The 16622-nt window shown below is 70.7% G+C and carries 14 protein-coding genes; 8 read left to right on the top strand and 6 right to left on the bottom strand.

What is annotated here, in order from left to right:
* Nucleotides 1-12 precede the first annotated feature (12 nt).
* Nucleotides 13-1497 (top strand): sensor histidine kinase, encoded by a 1485-nt coding sequence (locus tag AB1285_RS09135; RefSeq protein WP_187663738.1) that lies wholly within the window; start codon nt 13-15, stop codon nt 1495-1497.
* 59 nt (nt 1498-1556) lie between these two features.
* Here the strand turns inward: AB1285_RS09135 and AB1285_RS09130 are convergent, their stop codons facing one another.
* The gene (locus AB1285_RS09130; RefSeq protein ID WP_017203224.1) at nt 1557-1805 is read right to left on the bottom strand and encodes a WhiB family transcriptional regulator; all 249 of its coding nucleotides are present in this window, start codon (nt 1803-1805) and stop codon (nt 1557-1559) included.
* 229 nt (nt 1806-2034) lie between these two features.
* Here AB1285_RS09130 and AB1285_RS09125 point away from each other — a divergent pair, with 229 nt between their 5' ends.
* Nucleotides 2035-2421, top strand: coding sequence for a hypothetical protein (locus AB1285_RS09125; protein ID WP_370428739.1), 387 nt, complete (start codon nt 2035-2037; stop codon nt 2419-2421).
* 15 nt (nt 2422-2436) lie between these two features.
* On the opposite strand, the gene bcp is transcribed toward AB1285_RS09125, so the two are convergent.
* The 3 genes from bcp to aroA are packed head-to-tail and all read right to left on the bottom strand — an operon-like array spanning nt 2437 to nt 5310.
* On the bottom strand, nt 2437-2910 hold the full coding sequence (gene bcp, locus AB1285_RS09120) for a thioredoxin-dependent thiol peroxidase (protein ID WP_259955259.1): 474 nt from the start codon (nt 2908-2910) through the stop codon (nt 2437-2439).
* 9 nt (nt 2911-2919) lie between these two features.
* Nucleotides 2920-3990 (bottom strand): ribosome small subunit-dependent GTPase A, encoded by a 1071-nt coding sequence (gene rsgA, locus AB1285_RS09115; protein ID WP_370428740.1) that lies wholly within the window; start codon nt 3988-3990, stop codon nt 2920-2922.
* Nucleotides 3991-3993: 3 nt separating this feature from the next.
* Nucleotides 3994-5310: a 3-phosphoshikimate 1-carboxyvinyltransferase gene (aroA, locus tag AB1285_RS09110; protein WP_259955261.1), complete on the bottom strand. Its 1317-nt coding sequence runs from the start codon at nt 5308-5310 to the stop codon at nt 3994-3996.
* A gap of 66 nt (nt 5311-5376) precedes the next feature.
* Here aroA and AB1285_RS09105 point away from each other — a divergent pair, with 66 nt between their 5' ends.
* The 3 genes from AB1285_RS09105 to AB1285_RS09095 are packed head-to-tail and all read left to right on the top strand — an operon-like array spanning nt 5377 to nt 7633.
* A complete protein-coding gene (locus AB1285_RS09105; protein WP_025103063.1) occupies nt 5377-6039 on the top strand; it encodes a sigma-70 family RNA polymerase sigma factor in 663 nt (220 codons plus the stop codon).
* Nucleotides 6036-6281, top strand: coding sequence for a zf-HC2 domain-containing protein (locus AB1285_RS09100; RefSeq protein ID WP_025103064.1), 246 nt, complete (start codon nt 6036-6038; stop codon nt 6279-6281). The genes AB1285_RS09105 and AB1285_RS09100 overlap by 4 nt, the downstream gene beginning before the upstream one ends.
* Nucleotides 6282-6331: 50 nt before the next feature.
* On the top strand, nt 6332-7633 hold the full coding sequence (locus AB1285_RS09095; RefSeq protein ID WP_370428741.1) for a GNAT family N-acetyltransferase: 1302 nt from the start codon (nt 6332-6334) through the stop codon (nt 7631-7633).
* 66 nt (nt 7634-7699) lie between these two features.
* On the opposite strand, the gene AB1285_RS09090 is transcribed toward AB1285_RS09095, so the two are convergent.
* Nucleotides 7700-11383: a multifunctional oxoglutarate decarboxylase/oxoglutarate dehydrogenase thiamine pyrophosphate-binding subunit/dihydrolipoyllysine-residue succinyltransferase subunit gene (locus tag AB1285_RS09090; RefSeq protein WP_187663744.1), complete on the bottom strand. Its 3684-nt coding sequence runs from the start codon at nt 11381-11383 to the stop codon at nt 7700-7702.
* A 161-nt stretch (nt 11384-11544) separates the two neighbouring features.
* Here AB1285_RS09090 and AB1285_RS09085 point away from each other — a divergent pair, with 161 nt between their 5' ends.
* The 3 genes from AB1285_RS09085 (at nt 11545) to AB1285_RS09075 (ending at nt 15489) form a co-directional block, all read left to right on the top strand.
* Nucleotides 11545-12999, top strand: a complete 1455-nt coding sequence (locus AB1285_RS09085; RefSeq protein WP_363444560.1) for a GuaB1 family IMP dehydrogenase-related protein — start codon at nt 11545-11547, stop codon at nt 12997-12999.
* Between the two features lie 112 nt (nt 13000-13111).
* Nucleotides 13112-14431, top strand: a complete 1320-nt coding sequence (locus AB1285_RS09080; RefSeq protein ID WP_060923227.1) for a hemolysin family protein — start codon at nt 13112-13114, stop codon at nt 14429-14431.
* Nucleotides 14428-15489, top strand: a complete 1062-nt coding sequence (locus AB1285_RS09075) for a hemolysin family protein (RefSeq protein WP_187663746.1) — start codon at nt 14428-14430, stop codon at nt 15487-15489. Before AB1285_RS09080 ends, AB1285_RS09075 begins: the two co-directional genes overlap by 4 nt.
* Nucleotides 15490-15548: 59 nt before the next feature.
* On the opposite strand, the gene AB1285_RS09070 is transcribed toward AB1285_RS09075, so the two are convergent.
* Nucleotides 15549-16616 carry an NADH:flavin oxidoreductase/NADH oxidase gene (locus AB1285_RS09070; RefSeq protein WP_370428742.1) on the bottom strand — a complete coding sequence of 356 codons (1068 nt, stop codon included), beginning with the start codon at nt 16614-16616 and terminating at the stop codon, nt 15549-15551.
* Nucleotides 16617-16622: the final 6 nt, after the last annotated feature.

Here is a 16622-nt window from a genome sequence, read left to right as displayed (position 1 = left end):
TAGGCTGGTGAGGTGTCAACCCTCAGTGATCTCGCCCAGGCCCAGGGCCTTCTGACCGACGACGACGTGGAGTGGCTGCACCGGCTCGCCGGTGACGGACAGCTCCTCGCGGACCTCGCCTCCGCCGATATCGTCCTGTGGATCCAGACGGACGACGGCTCGTTCGTCGCCGTCGCTCACGCGCGACCGAGCGGTGCGGCGACGCTCTTCTACCGGGACATCGTCGGGGAGCGGGTGCGCCCGCAGTGGCGCACGCAGGTGCACGGCGCTTTCGAGTCGGCGGAGATCGTCGATTCGTCCTCGCCCGACTGGTTCGAGGAGACACCGACCAGGGTGCGCGCGGTCCCGATCGTGATCGAGCGGCGCGGCGAGGACAAGGCTCCGCGCGTGATCGGGGTGGTGACGCGGCACACCAACCTCGGGGAGGTCCGCACGCCGTCGCGTCAGCAGATCACCTTCGACGAGTGCGCCAACGACCTGTTCCGCATGATCGCGGACGGCAGCTTCCCCGACCCTGCAGCGCCGACATCGCCGCGCCGCGGTGCGCCTCGGGCATCGGACGGTCTCATCCGGATCGACGTGGACGGCATCACGACCTTCGCCAGCCCCAACGCCCTGTCCGCGTTCAATCGGATGGGCTTCGACGACGAGCTGGAGGGCGAGTCCCTGGCCGAGGTGACCACCCGGCTCGTACCGCCGTCCCGCCAGGTGGACGAGTCGCTGCCCGTGGTGGTCACGGGGCGGGCGCCCTGGCGGACCGACATCGAGGCGCGGGGGGTGACGGTCTCCCTCCGTGCCATCCCCCTGAAGGATCACGGCACCCGCATCGGGGCGATCGTGCTCTGCCGCGACGTCTCGGAGCTGCGCCACCAGGAGCAGGAGCTCATCACCAAGGACGCGACGATCCGCGAGATCCACCACCGGGTCAAGAACAATCTGCAGACGGTGGCGTCCCTGCTCCGGATCCAGGCGCGACGCACGCACTCCGACGAGGCGCGGGATGCTCTCACGCAGGCCATGCGCCGCGTCGATGCGATCGCGGTCGTCCACGACACCCTCGCTCAGGGCCTCACGCAGAAGGTCGACTTCGACGAGGTCTTCCATCGTGTCCTCAAGCTCGTCGCCGAGGTGGCGTCGGCTCCCAACACGCGGGCCCGCACGCAGTCGACGGGACACTTCGGCGTGCTCCCGAGCGAATACGCCACGCCGCTCGCCCTCGCCCTGACGGAGGTGGTCACGAACGCGGTGGAGCATGGCCTCGCCGGGCAGGAGGGCGTCGTCACGATCGACGCGAAGCGCACCGAGGACAACCTCCGGGTGACGGTTCGCGATACCGGCCACGGGCTCCCGGAGGGCCGGATCGGTCAGGGCCTCGGCACGCAGATCATCCGCACGCTGATCCAGGGCGAGCTCGGCGGCACGATCGACTGGCGGGGGAGCGAGGGTGAGGGGACCGAGGTGGTCATCGACATCCCGCTGCGCTGGCTCGAGCGCTGACGCCTCGTCGGAACACGCAGAAGCGGCCTGAGACGGTGTCTCAGGCCGCTTCGTGAGTCTCAGGAGGCGCGGCGGGCGCGGGCGGCGCGGCGCTTGAGCGCGCGGCGCTCGTCCTCGGACAGGCCGCCCCAGACGCCCGAGTCCTGGCTCGTCTCCAGGGCGTACTGCAGGCAGATCTCGGTGACCGTGCACGTCGCGCAGACGGTCTTCGCCTTCTCGATCTGGTCGACGGCCGGGCCGGTGTTGCCGACCGGGAAGAACAGTTCGGGGTCGACGGTCAGGCAGGCGGCCTTGTCACGCCAGTCCATGGGGGCTCCTCGGTGTGGATTTCATGAGATGTCGCGATGCGACCTCTCGATTCGGGCGACGGTTCGGGTTCCGCTACCCTGTTGAGATACGGGCGGATGCCCGCTGATTGTGATGCGAACGCGAACGTTCGCCCCACGCCGCTGTGGGAGCACATGACTTTCTCTATTCTGTTACATGAATACCCTGAAATCAAGGGTTTTCTCGTCATTCGATCCCCGGGAGGACCACGTGCGCGCACCGGGAATCGCCCGCGCCGCCGCCGCCGTCCTGGCCGTCGAAGCGGTCGCCCTGCTCGTCTTCGCGGCCATCGAGATGGCGGGACTCGGGGCAGGGGACGCCGCATCGCTGCCGACGGCCATCGCTCTCATCGTCCTGACCCTGATCGGTGCCGCGGCACTGGGAGCCTTCGCCGTCGGCACCCGCGCCGGGCGCTCCTGGGCGCGATCGGGCGGGGTGGTGTTCCAGGTCCTCGCGATCGCCCTGGCGCTCGGCGCCCTCACGCTGCCGCCGATCCCGTGGGTGTTCGTGCTCGGCCTCGGGGTTCCCGCCGTCGCCGGCTTCGCCCTCCTCATCGCGAGCGCACGCCGTGAGGGGACGAGGCGCGAAGCGGAGTGACTCCGCCGCGACGCGTCAGGCGTCGATGCCGAGCTGCTTGCGCAGACGCGCGACGTGGCCGGTGGCCTTCACGTTGTACTGGGCACTCGTGATGATGCCGTCCTCGTCGAGGACGAAGGTCGAGCGGATGACGCCTTCGACGACCTTGCCGTAGTTCATCTTCTCGCCCCAGGCGCCGTACGCCTCGTGCACTGCGTGGTCGGGGTCGCTGAGCAGCGGGAAGGTGAGACCGTCGCGGTCGCGGAAGGCGGCCAGCTTCGCAGGCTCGTCCCTCGAGACGCCGACGACCTGGTACCCGGCGCCCTGGAGCGAAGAGATGCTGTCGCGGAAGTCGCAGGCCTCGGTGGTGCACCCCGGGGTCATCGCCGCGGGGTAGAAGTACAGCACGGTCTTCGTGCCACGCAGATCGGCCAGCCGGACGGTGTTCCCGTCCTGGTCGAGCAGAGCGAAGTCGGGGGCGGCGGTTCCGGTTTCCAGGCGTTCGGTCACGCCCCCAGCCTACCGTCCGGGCGGCTGCTCCGCCTTGTCGGCGAAGGTCTGCAGCAGCCGCTGCAGCGAGTCCAGCCGCGCCCGCCCCGTCTCGCTCAGCTCGCCGCGCTCCGCTGCCTCGATGAGGGCGCAGTCCGGCGCGTCCGGCAGGTGCGTGCAGCCGCGCGGGCAGTCCTCCGCGATGACGGCGAGCTCGGTGAAGGCGGCGAGGATGTTCGCGGGCTCGACGTGCCCCAGCCCGAAGGAGCGCACGCCGGGGGTGTCGATGACCCAGCCCGTGCCGCCTGGACCCTCGTAGCGGAGGGACACGGTGGAGGAGGAGGTGTGGCGTCCCCGGCCGGTGACCTGGTTCACGTGTCCGGTGGCGCGGCCCGCGGTCGGGACCAGGACGTTCACCAGGGTCGACTTGCCCACGCCGGAGTGCCCGACGAAGACGGTCGAGTGGCCGATGAGCGCCGCGCCGATCTCGTCGACGGGCATCTCGTCCTGTGCGCTCGTGAAGACGCGGAGGTCGAGGCCGTCGAAGTGCGCGAGGAAGGGCGCCGGGTCGGCGAGATCGGTCTTCGTCACCACGAGGAGGGGGCGGATCCCGGCGTCGAGGGCCGCCACGAGGTAGCGGTCGACCAGGCGGGCACGCGGCTCGGGATCGGCCGCGGCGACGACGATGAGCATCTGGTCCGCGTTCGCCACGATCACCCGTTCGACCTCGTCGGTGTCGTCGGCGCTGCGACGCAGGAGCGAGGTCCGCTCGACGATCCCCACGATCCGCCCGAGCGTGCCCTCGTCTCCCGAGGTGTCGCCGACGACGCGTGCCTGGTCGCCCGTGACGATCGGCGTGCGCCGCAGCTCGCGGGCGCGGGCGGCGGTGATCGTGCGCTCCTGTGGGGTGTCCTCGTCGAGGAGTACGGAGTACCGGCCCCGGTCCACACCCAGGACGCGGCCGACCTGCGCGTCCTCGTGCGCGGGGCGCCGCTTGGTGCGCGGTCGGTTGGCCTTCGGGTTCGGGCGGGTCCGGATGCTGCTCTCGTCGTAGTCCTCGAAGTCGTCCTCGAGGTCGTCGGCGTCGCTCAGCCAGCTCACCCGTCAGCCTCGCAGCATCCGCTCCCAGAGCGTGGTGAACTCCGGGAGGGTCTTGGCGGTGGTGCCGATGTCGTCGATCACGACGTCGGGGACGCGGAGGCCGATGAGCGCGCCGGTCGTCGCCATCCGGTGGTCGTGGTGCGCCGCCCAGGAGCCACCGCGGAGCGGGCCCGGCACGATGCGGATGCCGTCGGGGAGCTCTTCGGCGGTCCCGCCCAGAGCGCGCAGGTTGCCGACGAGCGCCGCGATGCGATCGGTCTCGTGGAGGCGGATGTGGCCGATGCCCCGGATCGTCGTGGGGCCGTCGGCGAAGGCCGCGAGACCCACGAGGGTCGGCGTCAGCTCGCTGGCGGCGGAGAGGTCGAGATCGAGCCCGCGGATGCCGGAACCGGCGCGCACGGTGAGGACCCCGCCATGACGGCTGACGTGGGCGCCTGCAGCCTGCAGGATCTCGGGCAGCAGCGCCCCGGGCTGGGTCGAGTGCGCCGGCCAGCCGGTGATCGCGACGGAGCCGCCGGTGACGAGCGCGGCCGCGAGGAACGGCGCCGCGTTGGAGAGGTCCGGCTCGATGGGGATCTCCTTGGCGCGGGGGACCCCGGCCTCCACCAGCCACTCGCCGACCGCGGGGCGCTCGATGCGGATGCCACGGCGGCTGAGGGCCTCGATGGTCATGTCGATGTGCGGCAGGCTCGGCAGCCGCTCGCCGGTGTGCACGAGGTGCAGGCCGACGTCGAAGCGTGGAGCGGCCAGAAGCAGCCCGGACACGAACTGGCTGGAGGCCGACGCGTCGATCTCCACGCGACCGCCGCGGATGTGACCGTGGCCGCGGATGGTGAACGGGAGGGCCCAGGTTCCCTCGTCGTCGATGTCGACGCCGAGGTCGCGCAGGGCGCTGATGAGCCCGCCCATGGGTCGGTGCAGAGCCGTCTCGTGCGCGGTGAGGTGGACGTCCTGCTCGGCGAGGCCGGCCAGCGGCGCGATGAAGCGCATGACGGTCCCGGCCTGGCCGCAGTCGATCGTCGTGCCGCCGCGGAGCTTGCCGGGCGTGATCACGAGGTCGGGACCGAACTCGTGGCCGGCGTCGACCTCCTCGATGCCGACGCCGAGCGCGCGGAGGGCCTCCACCATGCGCTGCGAATCGTCAGAGTGCAGCGGCGCGATCAGGCGGCCGGGGCCGTCCGCGATGGCCGCGATGAGGAGCTCGCGGTTGGTGAGGGACTTGGACCCGGGGATCGTGAGCTCGGCGTGGACCGGGCCGTCGATCGTGGGCGCGGGGTAGGCGCCCTGCACACGGGTGGGGGAATACCTTTTGGCGCTCATCGGTTCTCACCTTAGTAAACGCAACGCCGTCCTCGTGAGAGGCGGCTTCGGTGCGAAGGGAAGAGGATGCCTGCGACGCTGGAACGCGAGGTGATCGACCTCAGCCGCCTAGACTGGCCGGTGATGGACGACACCGCAACCGCAGCCACCGTCGGCGACCCTCGGCGCGAGTTCGAGGAGCAGGCGCTCCCCTTCATGGACCAGCTCTACGCCGCCGCGATGCGCATGACGCGCAATCCCGCGGACGCCGCCGATCTCGTGCAGGAGACCTTCGTCAAGGCCTACGGGTCGTGGTCGACCTTCGCGCAGGGAACGAACCTGAAGGCGTGGCTGTACCGGATCCTCACCAACACGTACATCAACATCTACCGGAAGCGGCAGCGCGAACCGTTCCAGGGCACCATCGACGAGCTCGAGGACTGGCAGCTCGGCGGCGCCGAGTCGACGACGGCCTCGCACAGCCGGTCGGCCGAAGCCGAGGCCATCGACCGCATGCCGGCGTCGGTCGTCAAGGACGCGCTGCAGGCGGTCCCGGAGGACTTCCGTCTCGCGGTGTACCTCGCCGACGTCGAGGGCTTCGCGTACCAGGAGATCGCCGACATCATGAAGACCCCCATCGGCACCGTCATGAGCCGTCTGCACCGTGGCAGGCGGATGCTGCGGGAGCTGCTGGCCGACTACGCCGCGGAGCGGGGAATCGCCGCGGCTGACCCGAGGAGCAAGAAATGAGCGACTGCGGCTGCGACAAGGCCCGTCAGGATCTGGAGGAGTACCTCCGCAATGAGGTGTGCAAGACGGAGCACGCCGAGATCCGCGAGCACCTGGAGAACTGCCCGGCGTGCCGGGACGAGGCTCTGGTGGCGACGACCCTCACCGAGGTCATCGCCCGTGCCTGCAAGGAGACCGCTCCCGAGGAGCTGCGCGACCAGGTGTTCGCCCGGCTGCGCGAGGTCCAGGCCGCACAGCACTGAGGCGCTGCGAGCGCGTGCGGGGCGTCGGAGACCGCCCGTAGGCTGTGTGCATGGCCCTCATCGATGCGCGCGGGATCCCCGCTGACCAGACCTCCGTCGACCGCCTCGCGGCACAGGACCTCGACTACCGGGTCCTCGATACGACGGACTCGGCGCGGGTGGCCGCCTTCCAGCGAGCGATGGCGCGCGGGTTCCTCGGCGCCGACCCCTCGGAGGCGGCTCGCGAGGAAGGCGTCGGGAACCTGAGGAGCCGGCGCAACATCGGCGTGTACGAGCCCGACACCCCGGCCGACCGTTTCCCCGTGGCGACCATCGACTCCTGGGTGACTCCGCTGACGATCCCCGGCGGTGAGATCGGCATGTGGGCGATCAGCGGAGTCACGGTGGCCGGCACCCATCGTCGTCGTGGCATCGCGCGGGCGCTGCTGGAGGGGGAGCTGCGCGCCGCCTCCGACGCCGGTCTCCCGGTCGCCGGGCTCACGGTGTCCGAGGCGACGATCTACGGGCGGTACGGCTTCGGCTCTGCCGTCCCGGTGTCGCGGTTCACCGTCGACGTCCGCCGCGCCGGATGGGCGGGGCCCGGTCCCGCGGGCGGCGTCGAGTACCTCGAGCGCGAAGAGCTCGCGGCCGCGCTGGCGGAGGCGCACGAGCGGGTGCGTATCGCCCGATCGGGGCAGGTCCCCGGATGGCCGGCCCGCTGGGCGGGCATCAGCGGGCTCGCGAGCACAGACACCGACCGGGACCGGGTGCGCGGTATCCGCTATCGCGACGAGTCCGGGCAGGTGCGCGGCGTGATGGCGTTCCACCTCGCCGAGCGCGGGGGCACTTTCCGGTTCGCGCTGCACGTGCGTCTGCTCGTCGGCGAGACGGCGGAGGCGACGGCCGCATTGTGGCGATTCGCGCTGCAGCACGATCTCGTGGACGAGGTGACCGCCGACCTCCGTCCTCTCGACGACCCGCTGCCGTGGCTCGTCGGAGACCCGCGTGGGGTCACCCAGGAGGTGCACGACCACGGTTGGCTCCGCGTCCTGGACGTCCCCGCCGCGCTCACGGCCCGGTCCTACGCCGCGCCCCTGGACACGGTGCTCCGCATCGAGGACGCGCTCGGTTTCGCCGCGGGCACGTGGCGTCTGCGCATCGACGCCGAGGGGCAGGCGCGCGTCGAGGCGGCTCCGGATACGGGGGCGGACCTCGTCCTCGACGTCTCCGCGCTCTCGTCGATCTACGCAGGCAGTATCCGTGTCGCCGCGCTGCACGGTGCGGGCCGGATCGCCGGCGCGCCCGCGGCCGTCGAGGCCCTGGACCGCGCGTTCGTCGCCTTCCCGGCTCCGTCCCTCGACATCTGGTACTGATCCCCGGACGACGAGAAGGGCGCCCCGGCCGAAGCCGGGGCGCCCTTCTCGTCGTCCGAGAGCGGATCAGCCGAGGGTGACCGCCGCGCGGATCAGAGCGGCCTGCTCGGTGGCGTGCACCTTGGACGAGCCCGTCGCCGGAGACGCCGAAGCCGGACGCGACACGGGGCGGAAGGAGCGGTCGCCGGGGACATCCGCGAACGCGAGGGCCAGGAACGGCCAGGCGCCCTGGTTCTCCGGCTCCTCCTGCACCCATACGAGCTCGGCGTTCGGGTACGAGTCGGTGATCTTCTTCAGCTCGTCGATGGGTGTCGGGTAGAGCTGCTCCAGACGCACCAGGGCGATCTCCGGGTTCGGGTTCTTCTCCAGCTCGGCGCGGAGGTCCCAATGCACCTTGCCGCTGTGCACGAGGACGCGCTTCACGGCGGAACGATCGAGACCGCGGTCGTCGTCGATGACCGGCTCGAACCGACCGCCGGTGAACGCCTCGACCGGGCTCGTCGCTCCCCGCAGGCGCAGCATCGCCTTCGGGGTGAACACGATCAGCGGCTTGCGCGGGCGGGCATAGGCCTGACGGCGCAGCAGGTGGAAGTGCGACGCCGGCGTCGACGGACGCGCCACGATCATGTTGTCCTGTGCGCACAGCTGCAGGAACCGCTCGATGCGTGCGGAGGAGTGGTCCGGCCCCTGACCCTCGTAGCCGTGGGGGAGCAGGAGGGTGACGCTGGACTGCTGACCCCACTTCTGCTCCGCGGCGGAGATGTACTCGTCGATGACCGACTGCGCGCCGTTGACGAAGTCGCCGAACTGCGCCTCCCAGAGCACCAGGGCCTCGGGAGCCTCCACGGAGTAGCCGTACTCGAAGCCGAGTGCGGCGTACTCGCTGAGGAGGGAGTCGTAGACGAAGAAGCGGCCCTGGGCGTCGGACAGATTCGACAGCGGCAGCCACTCCTGGCCGTTCGCCCGGTCATGGAGCGCGGCGTGACGCTGTACGAACGTCCCGCGGCGCGAGTCCTGGCCGGCGAGGCGCACCGGAGTGCCCTCGACGAGAAGCGACCCGAAGGCGAGCAGCTCGCCGAAGCCCCAGTCGATGTTCCCGTTGCGGCTCATGTCGAGACGCTTCTCCAGCAGCTGCTGGATCTTCGGGTGCACGGTGAAGCCCTCGGGCTTGTTCACGAATGCATCGCCGATGAGGCGGATGACCTCCGCGGGGACACCGGTGACCTCGGGGGCTCCGACCTGGTCCTCGACCTGCGGGGCCTCCTCCGGGGCGATCGGGGTGGCTCCGGTCTCGGCGGCGTGCGTCTCGGCGAAGGCGATCTCCAGGCGGTTCTGGAAGTCGGCCTTGGCCTCGTCGTACTCCTCCTCGGTGATGTCACCGCGACCGACGAGCGACTCCGTGTAGAGGCGGCGGACGGAGCGCTTCGCCTGGATGAGGTCGGTCATCAGCGGCTGCGTCATCGAGGGGTCGTCGCCCTCGTTGTGACCGCGTCGGCGGTAGCAGACGAGGTCGATCACGACGTCGCGGTGGAAGCGCTCACGGTACTCGAACGCGAGCTGGGCCACGTGGATGACCGCCTCGGGGTCGTCGCCGTTCACGTGGAAGACGGGTGCCTGGATCGTCTTGGCGACGTCGGTGGCGTAGACCGAGGTGCGGGCGTCGCTCGGCGTCGTGGTGAAGCCGACCTGGTTGTTGACGACCACGTGGATCGTGCCGCCGGTGCGGTAGCCGCGCAGCTGCGACATCTGCAGCGTCTCGACGACGACGCCCTGGCCGGCGAAGGCCGCGTCGCCGTGGACGAGGATCGGCAGCCAGGCGAAGGTGCCGATGGGCTTGCGGTCCTGCTTGGCGCGGACGATGCCCTCGAGCACGCCGTCGACCGTCTCCAGGTGCGAGGGGTTGGCGGCCAGGTACACGGGGAGCGAGGAGCCGTCGTCGGCGACGAAGGTGCCCTCGGTGCCGAGGTGGTACTTCACGTCGCCGGAGCCGCGCTGGTTGCCGGGGGTCTGCGTGCCCTCGAACTCGCGGAAGACCTGGCCGTAGGTCTTCCCGGCGATGTTGGTGAGCACGTTCAGGCGACCGCGGTGGGCCATGCCGATCGCGGCCCCCTCGAGACCGGCGGTGGCCGCGCCCTGGAGGATCTCGTCGAGGAGCGGGATCAGCGACTCGCCGCCCTCGAGGGAGAAGCGCTTCTGACCGACGAACTTCGTCTGCAGGAAGGTCTCGAAGGCCTCGGCCTCGTTGAGCTTGCGCAGCACGCGCAGCTGCTCGTCATGGCCGGGCTTCTGGTACTTGACCTCGACCTTGTCCTGGAACCAGCGGCGCTGCTCCGGGTCCTGGATGTGCATGTACTCGATGCCGAGCGTGCGGCAGTAGGAGTCGCGCAGCACGCCGAGGATGTCGCGGAGCTTCGCGACGCGGCGCCCGCCGAAGCCGCCGGTGACGAATTCGCGGTCGAGGTCCCAGAACGTCAGCCCGTGACTCTCGATCTCGAGGTCCGGGTGCGAGCGCTGCCGGTACTCGAGCGGATCGATGTCGGCCATGAGGTGACCGCGCACGCGGAAGGAGTTGATGAGCTCCTGCACGCGCGACTGCTTGTCGACGCGCTCGGCGAGGTCGACCGCGATGTCGGGGTTCCAGCGGATGGGCGCGTACGGGATGCGCAGCGCGGCGAAGATGTCGTCGTAGAAGCCGCGCTGGCCGATCAGCAGCTCGTGCACCTTCTTGAGGAACTCGCCGGAGCCGGCGCCCTGGATGACGCGGTGGTCATAGGTGCTGGTGAGCGTGATCGTCTTGCCGATCGCGAGCTCGTTGAGCGTCTTGTCGCTGGCGCCCTGGAACTCGGCCGGGTACTCGAGGGCACCGGCGCCGATGATGCAGCCCTGGCCCTTCATGAGACGCGGGACCGAGTGGACCGTGCCGATGCCGCCCGGGTTGGTCAGCGAGACCGTGGTGCCCTGGAAGTCGGCGGCGGTGAGCTTGTTGGAGCGTGCGCGGGTGACGAGGTCCTCGTAGGCGGCGAGGTACTCGGTGAAGGTCATGGTGTCGGCGCGCTTGATGCTCGGGACCATGAGGGCGCGGGTGCCGTCCGGCTTGGGCAGGTCGATCGCGATGCCGAGGTTGACGTGCGCCGGGGCCACGACGGAGGGCTTGCCGTCGATCTCGGCGTAGAAGACGTTCTGGCTGCGGAACTCGTCGAGGGTGCGGATGAGCGCCCAGCCGATGAGGTGGGTGAAGCTGACCTTGCCGCCGCGGGTGCGGGCCATGTGGTTGTTGATGACGATGCGATTGTCGATCATCAGCTTGGCGGGGACCGTGCGCACGCTCGTCGCGGTGGGGACGGTGAGGGACTCGTCCATGTTCGCGGCGAGGGTCTTCGGCAGACCGCGCAGCGGGGTGACCTTGTCCTCCTCGGAGGGCGGCTGCGCCTCCTTGGATTCCTGCTTCGGCTTCGGCGCCTGGGCGGGGATCGGGGCGGACGCCGCGGGCTTCGCCGTGGTGCGGGCGACGGGCTGCGAGCCGATCACCGGGATGGGCGCGGTCACGGGGTGTGCCGGGGCCGTCGTCGCGGTGGGAGCAGCAGCGCCTCCGCCTGCGGTGGTCTCGGAGTGGTACTTCTCCAGGATGGGCCACCACTCCTTGTCGACCGAGTCGCGGTTCTCCTTGAACTGCTCGTAGAGCTCTTCGACGAGCCAGGAATTGGCTCCGAACCCCCCGTCGCCACCGACGCCGGTCACCTGGTTCGACACGCTCTATCGCCCTCTTTCATCGCTGAAGATCTCCGATGCGGACGCACGACGCAGGATGCGCTCGGGCCCGCACACTCTCGACCACCAAGCCTAACCTGTTTCGACCGGGGAGACGTCGAAGAGAGCGACCCGCGCCGCGCCGATCTGGGTACCGTGGAGGCATGGAGTTCTCAGGTGCGCAGCCGACCGTCGATCTGACCTACTCGGATGTCTTCCTGGTGCCGCGCCGTTCGGCCGTCACCAGTCGGTTGCAGGTCGATCTCGCCCCGCACGACGGCACGCCCGCGACGCTGCCACTCGTCGCCGCGAACATGAACTCGGTGACAGGGCCGCGCATCGCCGCCGTGCTCGCACGCCGCGGGGCGCTGGGCGTGCTCCCGCAGGACCTGCCGCTCCAGGAGCTCGACGCCGCGATCCGCGACGTGAAGGGGCAGCCGGTGCTCTGGGACACGCCGCTCGTGCTGCCCCCGGAGGCGACCGTCGCCGACGCCCTCCGCCTGCTTCCGGCCGCCGTGGGACACGGGATCGTCGTGGCCCACGGCGCGGCGCCGATCGCTGTGGACCGCATCGTCGGCGTCCTTCCGGCGACGCGTCTGGCGACCGCGTTGCCCGATGCACAGCTCGGCGACCTCGTGCACCGGGGGACGCCGTCCATCGACGCGGACGACATCGGCTCCGAGCGTCACGCCTTCGACGTCATCACCGAGGCGGACGTCGAGATCGTCACCGTCGTGCACCACGGCCACCTCGTCGGGACGCTGAGCGCGCGCAGCGCCTTGCGCGCCACCCTGTACCGCCCGGCCGTGGACGCCGACGGCCGCCTCGCGGTGGCCGCGGCGGTCGGCATCAACGGCGATGTGGCGGCCAAGGCGAAGGCGCTCGCGGCCGCCGGCGTGGACGTGCTCGTCGTCGACACCGCGCACGGTCACCAGGAGGGCATGCTCCGGGCGCTGCAGGAGGTCGCGTCCCTCGGCCTCGGGCTCCCGATCGTCGCGGGGAACATCGTCACCGCGGACGGCGTCCGGGATCTCGTCGACGCGGGCGCCTCGATCCTCAAGGTCGGCGTCGGCCCCGGGGCGATGTGCACGACCCGGATGATGACGGCGGTCGGTCGTCCGCAGTTCTCCGCGGTGCTGGAGACCGCCGCGGCCGCCGCCGAGGCCGGAGCGCACGTCTGGGCCGACGGCGGGGTGCGCTACCCCCGCGACGTCGCCCTCGCGCTCGCGGCCGGTGCCGCCTCCGTCATGGTCGGCTCCTGGTTCGCCGGGACGATCGAGGCCCCGGGGGAGCTCCAGCGCGACGCGGACGGGCGGCTGTTCAAGGAGTCGTGGGGGATGGCGTCCACGAAGGCCGTGCAGGCGCGGTTCGGTCGGCTCGACGCGTACGAGCGGGCGCGCAAGGAGCTGTTCGCCGAAGGCATCTCCTCCTCGAAGATCTATCTCGACCCGCTGCGGCCGGGAGTGGAGGACCTGCTCGACATGATCACCTCGGGCGTGCGGTCGTCCTTCACGTACGCCGGTGCTGCGACCGTGCCGGAGTTCCACGAGCGCGCCCTCGTCGGACTGCAGTCCGCGGCGGGATATGAGGAGGGCAAGGCGCTGCCGGTCAGTTGGTGATGCCTGCCGCGTCCACAGTCCGCTTCTGTAGAATCGAGCGCACTATGGACGACCCTCCCAGTTGCCGAACATCGCCCCACCGTCCCGTTCTCTCCCCGGAGAGGAAGATCTGATGGACTACATCATGTTGGGCGTGGGGCTTCTGCTCACGGTCGGCACCGGCCTCTTCGTGGCGAGCGAGTTCGCCCTCGTGAACCTCGACCGCGCGGATCTGGAGGCGCGGCAGGCGCGCGGGGAGTCCCGCCTCTCCCTGACGATCAGCGCTCTCCGGCACACGTCGACGCATCTCTCGTCTGCACAGCTCGGCATCACGCTGACCACGCTGCTGACCGGATACACGATGGAGCCGGCGCTGTCGAACCTCCTGCGTCCCACGCTGGTCGCCTGGAACATCCCGGAAGCCGCCGTCGCTCCCATCGCGACCGTGGTGGCGATGTTCGTCGCGACGGTGCTCTCGATGATCCTCGGCGAGCTCGTCCCGAAGAACTTCGCGCTGGCGCTGCCCCTGGCCACGGCCAAGCTGGTGGTGCCCTTCCAGATCGCCTTCACGACGGTGTTCAAGCCGGCGGTGGTCGTGCTGAACGGCAGCGCCAACGGCGTGCTGCGCAGCATGGGCATCGAGCCCAAGGAGGAGCTCTCCGGCGCGCGCAGCGCGGAGGAGCTGTCGTCGCTCGTGCGACGGTCGGCGAGCGCCGGAGTTCTGGAGGCCGACACCGCCACGCTGCTGGACCGCACGCTCACCTTCTCCCGGCTCACGGCGGCGGACGTCATGACGGCGCGCCCGAGCATGCACGCGATCGCCGCCGGTGACTCCGTGGACGACGTGATCCAACTCGCCCGGCGCACGGGCCACAGCCGCTTCCCGGTGTTCGACGAGGACCTCGACGACATCACCGGCGTCGTGCACCTCAAGGCCGCCATCTCGGTGCCGCGGGAGCGTCGCGCCGAGGTGCCCGTCGGCGCTCTCGCGACCGATCCGCTCCGCGTGCCGGAGACCGCCCATGTCGACGCGCTCATCTCGGACCTCCGCGGCCGGGGTTACCAGCTCGCGGTCGTCGTCGACGAGTACGGCGGGACCGCCGGCATCGTGACCCTGGAGGACCTCGTGGAGGAGCTCGTCGGCGAGGTCTCCGACGAGCACGACCGGACGAGGGCCGGGATCATCCGGAACCGCGACGGGGTGACCTTCCCCGGCGAGCTGCGCCCGGACGAGCTGCGCAGCCGCGCGGGCGTCGAGGTGCCGGAGGGCGATGTGTACGACACGGTCGGCGGCTACGTCATGAGCGTTCTGGAGCGTGTGCCTGTCGTCGGAGACGAGGTGCCCCTGGAGAGCGGCACGCTGCAGGTGGTCCGCATGGACGGACGCCGGGTGGATCGGGTGCGCTACGTCCCGAGACCGGATGCCGTCATCATCGAGGGGGTGTCGCTGTGAGCGATTGGGGAGGCCTCGCCTGGCTCGTCGTCCTGCTGGCGGCGAACGCGTTCTTCGTCGGCGCCGAGTTCGCGGTGATCTCCGCGCGGCGCTCGCAGATCGAGCCGAAGGCGGAGCGCGGCTCGCGTCCCGCCAAGACGGCGCTGTACGCCATGGAGCACGCGACGCTCATGCTCGCGACCTCGCAGCTCGGCATCACGATCTGCTCGCTGCTCATCCTGAACGTCTCCGAGCCCGCCATCCACCACCTGCTCGCCGTGCCGCTGCACGCCGTGGGCTGGTCGGATGGTGCGGTGGACGTCGTGTCGTTCACGATCGCGCTGCTCATCGTGTCGTTCCTGCACGTCGTGTTCGGCGAGATGGTGCCGAAGAACCTCGCGTTCTCGATTCCGGACCGGGCCGTGCTGCTCCTGGCGACGCCGCTGGTGTGGGTGTCGAAGGTGTTCATGCCGGTGATCTGGCTGCTGAACGCGGCGGCGAACGGTGTGCTGCGCCTGTTCCGGGTGGAGCCGAAGAACGAGGCGGCGTCGACCTTCACGCTCGATGAGGTGGCGACGATCGTCAGTCAATCGCGCCGGGAGGGCGTGCTCATGGACACCGCGGGCACGGTGACGGCCGCGGTGGAGTTCACCGACAAGAAGGCCCGCGACGTGGCCGTGCCGCTGAGCGACCTGGTCACACTGCCGCAGACGACCACGCCGGACGACATCGAGAAGGCGGTGGCCCGCTACGGGTTCTCGCGCTACGTGATCGTCGACGACGAGGACGTCCCGATCGGCTACGTCCACCTCAAGGACATCCTGCGGGCCTCCGAGGGACCGGACGCCGAAGCCAAGGTGCTCGAGCCGATCCCCGGCAAGCGCATCCATCACATGGTGCCCGTGCAGGAGGACACCGACCTGGAGGACGCTCTCGCCGTCATGCGACGTGCGGGCCGTCACCTGGCCAAGGTCCGCGACGCGCGGGGGGAGACGACCGCCGTGCTGTTCCTGGAGGACATCCTCGAGGAGCTCGTCGGCGAGGTGCAGGACGCGACCCGTCGCGTCCGCGGTCACTGACGTCGCGACACGCGAAGGCCGCCGGCTCCCACGGGAACCGGCGGCCTTCGTCGTGGGCGTCAGCGCCAGTGCGCCCGCTCGTACTGCGGCGGCCAGGCGACCTCGTCGCCCAGCTCGTGCGCGGCACGGAGCGCGAAGTGCGGGTCGCGCAGCCACTCCCGTCCGGCGAAGATCGCGTCGGCCGCGCCGTCGGCGAGCACCTGTTCGGCCTGCGCGGCCGCGGTGATGAGGCCGACGGCCGACACCGGGATCCGCCCGCCCTGGCGGACGGTCTCGGCCAGCGGGACCTGGTAGCCGGGGGAGACGCTGATGCGCTGGTGCGCGACGAGGCCGCCGCTGGAGACGTCGATGAGGTCGGCGCCGTACGCGGTCGCCCAGGTGCCGACCGTCGCGGCCTCCTCGGGCGTGAACCCGCCCTCGGCGTGATCGGTCGCCGAGATGCGGACGAACAGCGGCACGTCGTCGCCGGCCGTCTCGCGCACCGCGTCCACGACGCGCAGCAGCAGCCGGGCCCGGTTCTCCAGCGAGCCGCCGTACTCGTCCTCACGGAGGTTGGACAGCGGCGACAGGAACTGGTGCAGGAGGTAGCCGTGGGCGCCGTGGATCTCGATGACGTCGAATCCCGCCTCCCGCGCCCGCCGGGTCGCGGCGGCGAACCCGTCGACCACGCGGTCGATGCCCGCCGCGTCCAGCGCGACCGGCGCGGCGAACCCCTCGTAGGCCACGGCCGACGGTGCGGTGGTCGTCCATCCGCCCTCGGCGGCGGGGACCGTGCCGCGCTCGTCCGCCCACGGCCACCAGGTCGAGGCCTTCCGCCCGGCGTGCGCGAGCTGGATGCCCGCTGCCGCCCCTCGGTCGTGGATCGCCCGGACGATCGGGGCCAGGGCGTCGCGCTGCGCGTCGTCCCATAGCCCGAGGTCGCGGGGAGAGATGCGCCCCTCCGGCACGACGGCCGTGGCTTCGGCCACGATGAGTCCGGCGCCCCCCGAAGCGAACTGCGCGAGGTGGGTGTGGTGCCACTCCTGCGCGACGCCGTCGATGGCGCTGTACATGCACATGGGGGACACCCAGAGGCGGTTGCGGAACGTGGTGGACCGGATGGTCAGCGGGGAGAAGAGAAGACTCACCGTTCG

Source organism: Microbacterium sp. NRRL B-14842 (assembly GCF_050470785.1).
This window is presented reverse-complemented; position numbering and strand designations above follow the sequence as displayed.